General features: G+C 69.6%; 4 protein-coding genes. 2 read left to right on the forward strand and 2 right to left on the reverse strand.

Annotated elements, in window-relative coordinates; genetic code table 11:
• Positions 1 to 1,246: YhdP family protein (locus tag E4L96_RS05765; RefSeq protein ID WP_441359650.1), on the reverse strand; the 1,246-nt coding region annotated here is incomplete at its 3' end.
• A gap of 387 nt (positions 1,247 to 1,633) precedes the next feature.
• Here E4L96_RS05765 and glnE point away from each other — a divergent pair.
• Positions 1,634 to 4,333: a bifunctional [glutamate--ammonia ligase]-adenylyl-L-tyrosine phosphorylase/[glutamate--ammonia-ligase] adenylyltransferase gene (glnE, locus tag E4L96_RS05770; protein WP_135206266.1), complete on the forward strand. Its 2,700-nt coding sequence runs from the start codon at positions 1,634 to 1,636 to the stop codon at positions 4,331 to 4,333.
• Positions 4,334 to 4,491: 158 nt separating this feature from the next.
• The gene (locus E4L96_RS05775) at positions 4,492 to 7,359 is read left to right on the forward strand and encodes a TonB-dependent receptor plug domain-containing protein (RefSeq protein WP_167758607.1); all 2,868 of its coding nucleotides are present in this window, start codon (positions 4,492 to 4,494) and stop codon (positions 7,357 to 7,359) included.
• A 71-nt stretch (positions 7,360 to 7,430) separates the two neighbouring features.
• Here the strand turns inward: E4L96_RS05775 and E4L96_RS05780 are convergent.
• On the reverse strand, positions 7,431 to 8,528 hold a 1,098-nt coding region (locus E4L96_RS05780; protein ID WP_229414239.1), incomplete at its 5' end, for a cytochrome-c peroxidase.

Raw genomic sequence — 8,528 nt, forward strand, 5'->3', positions numbered from 1 at the left:
GGGGCAGCTGCCCCGCCAGCTGGGCCAGGGTGGCCAGGTCCAGCATGCGCGCATGCACGCGGGTGGACTCCGGCGCGCGGGCCAGGCGCGGCGTCCAGGTCTCGGAGATCGACATCGGTACCAGGGCCGCGCCACCGGGCAATTGCACGGTCAGCTTGTCGAGCGTGACGGTATGGCCATGAGCGCCGAAGGTCGGCTTGCCGCCGCCGTCGGCGTCGCGCTGGAAATCCTCGCGCGCCGACACGCGCCCCTGCATGCGCTCCAGCTGCAGCGGCGGCAGATCCTTGCCCAGCTGGGCGGCCACGTTGGCCAGGCCCACGTCGGCGGTGAAGCCGGCCAGGCGGGCCTGGTCCAGCGTGATCCAGGTGCGCACCGAGCCATAGCCGCGCGCCAGCGCGAACGGATAGTCGAAGTAGGGTTTCCAGGCCGCGAGGTCGGTGTCGCGCAGATCCGCGTACAGCTCGCCCTTCCAGAGCCGCACGTCGCTGGTCTTGCTGGCGAAGCGCGGGTGGGCAAATTCGGCGCGCACGTCGAACGGGCGCGCCATGGCGGCGGGGGGCGTGGCCTTGAAGGCGAAGCGGTGCTGGTTCCACACGTTCTGCAGGGCCAGCGTGACATTGTCCAGCGCCAGTGGCGCCGCGCCGCGCAGCTCGTCGGTCCAGGTGACACGGCCTTCGCGGATCACGATGGCGCGCTGGTTCAGCACCCAGTCGGCACCCTTGCCCTCTTCTTCCTTGCCGGTCTCGAGGCGAATGCCGGCCACGTAGAAGCTGCCGTCGCGGGCGCGCCGCACCTGCAGGTCGGGGCGGATGATTTCCAGGGTATCGAAGCGGGCGTCCAGCGCCAGCACGCTCCACCACGAGAAGGTGGCCGACACGCTCGGCAGGCTCAGCGCCGGGCGGCCCTGCTGGTCGCGCAGCACCACGTCGCCCAGGAACAGGCTGGGCCGCAGCCCGGTCCAGGAGGCGTAGATGCGGGCGATCGACACCGGGTTGCCGACCGCGCGGCTGGCCAGGCGTTCGATGTCGCCCTTGTAGTAATCGATGTTGGGGAGGACCGCGTAGCGCAGGAACAGGAACAGCCCGATGAACAGGAAGTAGGCCAGCAGCACGGTCTTGACCGCGAACCCGAGCACATGGTGGGTCGCGAGGTTGGCCATGCGGTAGGCCGCACGCGCGCGGTGCCAGCGGTCGGCCACGGCCTCGATGACGTGCTCGGCCTCTTGTTCAAGGTTCGGGTTGTGCATCAATCGGGTTGGTACGGCGCTCGCTCCAGGGGAGCGCGGCGGTTGTTCGAGGGCGTCGCCATTCTACATGATGGGCCTGCTCCCGAGACCGCTTGCTCACGCTTGCTTACACCTGTGGCAAGAGCGCCGTTTCCGTCCCGGTGCTCAGCGCACGCAGGCGGGCAGCTGGCGGTCGCCGATCAGCAGCATCTTGCGGTCGGCCCGGTACACATAGCAGGCAGGCCGACAGGGCCAGGGCAGTAGTGAAACGATGACGCATCGGGGCTCCGCGGGACTTGTGATTGGGGGAGCGCCACCATAATGCATTCGCTGCAATCTTTTAATCTTTACAATGAAACACCTACAACAAGCTTGCCCCGCGCCGCGGGCCTCACTTACCATCAGCCGATGACCCTTCCCTCCCGCTACTACCAGCGCTGGACCAGCGCCGCCCCCGACCGTGAAGCCCAGGTCGCCGCCCTGGCCGCAGGCCCGGCCGATCAGCTGGACCTCCCCGCCCAGCTCGCGCAACTGACGGCCACCGGCCTGCCGCCGGCGCGCGCGCTGCGGCGCCTGCGCAACCTGCTGGTGTGCACCCTGATCCGGCGCGACCTCGAAGGCGCCGCCGACCTCAACGAGGTGGTCAGCGCCATGACCGCCTTCGCCGACTTCGCCGTGCAGACCATGTACGAGGTGGCGCGGCACGAGCTGGTCGCGCTGCACGGCGCGCCAGTCTCGGCCGAAACCGGGCGGGTGCTGGACATGCTCGTGCTGGCCATGGGCAAGCACGGCGGCGGCGAGCTCAACGTGTCGTCAGACATCGACCTGATCTTCGTCTACCCGGACGACGGCGAGACCGCGGCCGGCAGCGGCCAGCGCCAGCTGTCCAACCACGAGTTCTTCATCCGCCTCGGCAAGAAGCTGATCGCCGGCCTGGCGGAAGTGACCGAGGACGGTTTCGTGTTCCGCGTCGACATGGCGTTGCGCCCCAACGGCGGCTCGGGCCCGCTCGCGGCCAGCCTCAACATGGTGGAGGAATACCTGATCGTGCAGGGCCGCGAGTGGGAGCGCTATGCCTGGGTCAAGGCGCGCGCCGTCACCGGCCAGGCGGAAGACATCGCCGCGCTGGACGCCATCGTGCGGCCGTTCGTGTACCGCCGCTATCTGGACTTCGGCATGATCGACGCGATCCGCAGCATGCACGCGCAGATCCGCGCCGAAGTGAAGCGCCAGGAACGCCTGCACCCGGACCGCAGCAACAACGTCAAGCTGGGCCGCGGCGGCATCCGCGAGATCGAGTTCCTGGCCCAGGTGTTCCAGCTGATCCGCGGCGGGCGCGACGCCGCCCTGCGCGACCGCTCCACCCGCGCCACCCTGCGCACCATCGCCGAGAAAGACCTGCTGGCGCCCGCCGTGGTCGAGCGCCTGCTGGAGAGCTACACCTTCCTGCGCAACCTCGAGCACCGCCTGCAGTACCTGGAGGATGCCCAGACCCACACCCTGCCCGTCAGCGAAGACGACCGCCTGACCGTGGCGCGCATGCTGGGTCTGCCGGACGTGCCCAGCCTGCTGGCTGCGCTGGACGCCCACCGCGCCTTCGTGGCCGAACAGTTCGACGCCATCTTCGCCGAGAAGGCGGGCGGCGCCGAGGAGGTAGACCCGGCCGCCGGCGCCTACGACGAGGACAACCGCGCCGCCATCGAAGCGCGCCTGGCGGAGCTGGGCTACGACGATCCGCGCGGCGGCGCCCAGCGCCTGCTGGCGGCCTGGCTGACGCCGCGCCTGCAAACGATGCCGGAAGCCAGCCGCACGAAAATGACGGCCCTCCTCAACGCGGCCCTGCCGCTGATCGCCCGCATTGCCGCCGAGTCCGGCCTGCGCGGCAGCTACACCGCCACCCTGGGCCGCCTGCTCGACTTCTTCGAAGCCATCGCGCGCCGCTCGGCCTACCTGTCGCTGCTGACCGAATATCCGCACACGCTGGAGCGCGTGCTGCGCATGATGCACGCCAGCGGCTGGGCCGCCACCTTCCTGACCCAGCACCCGATCCTGCTCGACGAACTGCTGGACGACCGCGCGCGCTCGCCCGCCCCCAGCGCCGCCGAGCTGCAGGCCGAGCTCAGTGCCCGGCTGGCCGAAGTGGCCGGCGACACCGAGCGCCAGATGGACGTGCTGCGCGAGATCCACCACGTGCAGCTGTTCCGCCTGCTTGCGCAGGACCTGGCGGGCGACCTCACCGTGGAGCGCCTGGCCGACCATCTGTCGCAGCTGGCCGATGCCATCGTGGCCGCCACCATCCCCGCCGTCTGGCAGACCATTGCCAAGCGCCACCGCGAGGTGCCGCGCTTCGCCGTCATCGCGTACGGCAAGCTGGGCGGCAAGGAACTCGGCTACGTGTCCGACCTCGACGTGATCTTCCTGTACGACGACGAGGACCAGGACGCGCCCACCAACTACGCGCGCCTGGCGCAGCGCTTCATCACCTGGATGACCACCGCCACGCCGGCCGGCACCCTGTTCGACATCGACACCGCGCTGCGGCCCGACGGCGCCTCGGGCATGCTGGTGTCGACCGTGGCCGCCTTCGAGCGCTACCAGCAGGCCTCGGCCTGGGTGTGGGAGCACCAGGCGCTGAGCCGCGCGCGCTTCTGCGCGGGCGATGCGGAGATCGGCGCGCGCTTCGAGCAGATCCGCTGCGCCGTGCTGCGCCAGCCGCGCGACGCTGCGCCGCTCCGAGAGGAAGTGCTCGCCATGCGCCAGAAAATGCGCGAGGCCCACCCGCCGCGCGGCGAACTGTTCGACCTGAAGCACGACGAAGGCGGCATGATCGACGTCGAGTTCATCGTGCAGTACCTGGTGCTGCTGCACGCGTCCGCCTATGCCCAGCTGACCGCCAACTCCGGCAACATCGCCTTGCTGCGCACCTGCGGGGAACTGGGCCTCATCGACGCCGACCTGGCGCGCGGCGCGGCCGACGCCTACCGCGCCATGCGCAAGCTGCAGCATGGCGCCCGCCTGCAAGGCTCGGAAAACGCGCGCATCGATCCGGCCCTGGCCGCGCCGCATGCGGCGGCCGTACAACGCCTATGGTCGGCCGTGTTCGCTTGAGGCCGACGAATCCGTGGTTTTTTCCACCTCCTTGATGTGCGCTCAACGATCTTCTGAATAATCTTCCGTAGAATCCGGCTTTCGCCATCCACCCGATGTCGTTTAGCCAACTCTGCAGTAATAAATATTGCAGATTAGAACTTTCAACGGAGATTATTTTGAACCGATTTGAACGCACACCCGCCGCCGTCGCGGTGGCGCTGGCGCTGGCCGCGCTCCAAGCCCAGGCCCAGGACAGCCCGCCCCCGCCCAATGAACCGGTCCAGAAGGTCGTCATCACCGGTTCCAACATCAAGCGCATCGACGTGGAGACCGCCACCCCGGTGCAGGTCATGCGCCGCGAGGAGATCGCCCGGCTGGGCGTGAACTCGGTCAAGGAGGCGCTCGACACGCTGACCTCCGCCAGCTCCACCCTGTCCGACATCGGCGGCAGCAATTCGTTCGCGGGCGGCGCCTCGGCCGCCAACCTGCGCAACCTGGGCAAGATGTCGACCCTGATCCTGCTCAATTCGCGCCGCGTCGCGCCCTACGCGCTGGCCGACTACAACGAGGTGTTCACCAACCTGGACGCGCTGCCGCTGGACGCGGTCGACCGCATCGAGGTGCTGCGCAACGGCGGCTCCGCGATCTACGGCTCGGACGCGGTGGCGGGCGTCATCAACATCATCACCCGCTCCGACTACCACGGCCTGCAGGCCCGCGCCTCCTACGACCGCTCGCTCAAGAACAGCGAGTTCCGCGAACACACCGCCGCCCTGACCGGCGGCTTCGGCGACCTGGACGCGGACAAGTACAACATCCTCGCCAACGTCGAGGTGTTCGGCCGCCACTCGGCCAACTGGCGCGAGGTGATCAACGACCTCAACCCGTCGTATGGCGACTGGTTCCCCACCGTCGCCCCCGGCAGCGGGCTGATGTTCGGCAACCGCGGCACGCCCTCCACCTTCAGCTTCCCCGGCAACCTGATCGGCCAGGGCTCCCTGCCGGGCTGCGCCACCCGCAACGCCTCCGGCCTGTGCGTGTACGACCGCTTCGCGCACTTCGAGGCCCAGCCGGAGGCGGACCGCGCCAACCTGCTGGTGTCCGGCCGCTTCAACCTGGGCGACAACCTGGAAGCCTTCGCCGAGCTGCTGTACTCGCACACGCGCACCCTGTACCACGGCGCCCAGGCGACCTACGGCTCGACCAGCCCGCCCGCCGTGTGGGGCGACCCGGCCACCGACCAGCAGCGCATCTTCAACTACCGCGGCCTGCCCGCCACCCATCCGCTCAATACCAGCGGCGAGGAGCTGGAGCTGCGCTACCGCTTCGCCGACGACCCGTCCTTCCGCAAGTCCACCAGCGACCAGTACCGCGCGCTGGCGGGCGTGAAGGGCAGCTGGCGCAGCTGGGACTGGGAATCGGCGCTCGGCATCATGGGCAGCAAGACCGATGACGTCTCGCGCGGCGGCTTCTTCAGTGCGTCCGGCTTCCAGCAGGTGATCGGCAGCTACGCCGACCCGTTCGACCCGGCCGATCCGGGCGACCCGCTGCTGTTCCAGCGCAGCTACAGGCTGGGGCAGATGAACTCGCCCGAGGTGCTGAATTTGCTGTTCCCCGAGAACGGCTACCAGGGCAAGATCACCCAGCAGTTCTGGGACGCCAAGATGAGCGGTCCGATCGCGAAGATCGGCGAGCGCGACGTCAGCCTCGCCGTCGGGGCCGACGTGCGGCACGAGAAGTTCGAGATCACCCCGAGCGCCAACCTGGCGGCGGGCGACATCGTCTCCAACGGCGTGGTCAGCGCCAACGCCTCGCGCACCAATTACGCGGCCTTCGCCGAGGCCTCGATCCCGCTGGCCAAGACCTTCGAGCTGCAGGCCGCTGCACGCTACGACAAGTTCCCCGGCTTCGAGGGCCACTTCTCGCCCAAGCTGGCGTTCCGCTGGGAGGCGCTGCCGACCCTGATGCTGCGCGGGACCCTGGAGCACGGCTTCCGCGCGCCCAATTTGACCGAGAGCGCGCAGTCGACCAAGTTCGCCTTCGACAACGGCATCGTCGACCCGCGCCGCTGCCCGCAGGCCCAGGTGCTGGCCAACGACCTGCGCGCCCAGTCCGAGGCGCTGCCCCCGGACGACCCCAACGCCGCGCTGCTGGCGGCGCGCGCGGACATCGTGGAAGGCAACGAGTGTGCGGCGGGCGTGGCCAGCATCGTGCGCAATAATCCCAACCTCAAGCCCGAGACCTCGCGCAGCGGCACGGTCGGGTTCGTGCTGGAGCCGTTCAAGGGCTACAACCTGTCGCTGGACTGGTGGACCATCGAGCGCAAGAACGAGATCGGCCTGAAGTCCACCAACGACCTGCTGGCCGCCGAGTCGGACCAGGCGCCGGGCGTGATCAACCGGCTGGCCCTCGTGCAGGACAAGACCTTCACCGCAGCCGAGCAGGCCCAGTACGGGGTCAGCGCCGGGCCGCTGGCCTCCACCGCCGGCATGTTCGAGAACGTGTCGAAGACCAAGACCACTGGCTTCGACCTGGGAGCGGCGGCGCGCGTGCCGACGCCGATCGGGCGCCTGGACGTCTCCGGCAACGCCACCTTCCTGCGCGAGCTGAAGAACTTCAGCAGCACGCTCAACAACTACGGCGACAACCTCGCGGGGCGCTACGGCTCGCCGAAGACGGTGGCCAACCTGGACGCCACGCTCAGCACCGGCGCCTGGACCAACGGCCTGCGCGTGACCTACAACAGCCCGACGGCGCTGCAGACCGACTTCTTCGACGAAACCTACAACCCGCAGGGCTGCGCGGACCAGGGCTACGGGCCGGCCGAGTGCCGTGTGGCGTCGTATGTGCGCTGGGACTATCACGGGTCGTACACCGGCATCCGCAACGTGACCATCTCGGCGTTTGTCCGCAACCTGTTCGGCCACCGCCCGCCGCTGGACTTGCGCGCCTTCGGCAACCTGGGCGGCGGCGTGGTGCCGCAGAACATCGAGGACGTGCAGGGGCGCAGCTTGCGGGTGACGCTGGAGTACAAGTTCCGCTGAGCGCGCGCCGCGCCCCCGGCGGTGCGATGGCAGGGGCCGGGGGCGCCGTGCGCCCGGCCGGTGTCACGCTCTCACTGGGGCTGCGGCTGGTCGGCGTCGTTCAGGGTGTGCAGGAACTGGACGATGTCGTCGATCTCGGCGGCGGTCAGCGCGGGCGCGGCGCCCGGGGCGCGGTCGAAGGGGGCGGTGCGGACCACGTTGGCGTGGTACTGCGCGGGGAGGTCGTTGTAGGCCCGCGGGCGGCCGTCCGCGCCGGCCGGGTACCACAGCGCGGGGTCGGTATCGCGCTGCACGTGGAAGCGCACGGCGTCGCGCAGGCTGGTCAGCACGCCGTTGTGGAAGAACACGGCGCGGGTCGCTACGTTGCGCAGCGACGGCACCTTGAAAGCGCCGCACAGGTCCGCGCGCGCAGCCAGGTCGGTGCGGTCCGGGCCGCACAGGCCGAGGTCAAAGGTGCCGGGCGCGGCCAGCGCGGCATTGCGCGGGACGCCCAAGGCATAGAAACCGAAGCTGGTGAACAGGGCTGGGGTGCCGTCCAGCAGCGGCGTGGCCGAGTGGCAGGCCACGCAGTTGCCCTTGGCCGGGTCCTTGAACAGCGCCAGTCCGCGCTGTTCGGCGGCGCTGAAGGCGGCCTGCCCCTGCTGCACCTTGTCGAATTTTGCATCGAAGCGGAACAGGACGGCATCCTGGCGCTGGTACTGCTGCAGGGCGAACGTCGCGCGCTCGAAGGCCTGCTCGGGGTCGTCGAAGATCGCCGTGCCGAACACGCTGCGGAAGCGCTCGGCGTAGGCGGCGTGGCGCAGCCTGTCGACCAGCGCAGCCTTGGTCACGTTGGCCATCTCGTGCGCGGCCAGCAGCGGGTTGGCAGCCTGTTCGGCCAGGGTGCTGACGCGGCCGTCCGCGTCGTAGCCGCCGACCGGGAGGCCGTCCTTGCCGAAGCTGAATTGCGGGGTGAAGCTCTGGTAGCGCAGCGAGGGCGTGGCGCGCTGGCCGGGTGTGCTACCAGTGGGCCCGCCGAGCTGCACGGCCAATCCGTCGGCGGGCGCGTGCGCGCGGCCGGGCACGTGGCAGCTGGCGCAGGACAGCTTGCCGGAGGCCGACAGCGAGGCATCCACGAACATCTGCGCGCCCAGTGCGGCACTGTCGCTGAGGGCGGCCGGCTGCGTCAC

Origin of the sequence: Zemynaea arenosa, from assembly GCF_004614185.1 — a bacterium.
GTDB classification, from domain to species: domain Bacteria; phylum Pseudomonadota; class Gammaproteobacteria; order Burkholderiales; family Burkholderiaceae_D; genus Telluria; species Telluria arenosa.

Bases quoted from the DNA above. Each gene is read 5' to 3' on its own strand.
- glnE (WP_135206266.1), top strand. From the start codon at position 1,634: ATGACCCTTCCCTCCCGCTACTACCAGCGCTGGACCAGCGCCGCCCCC.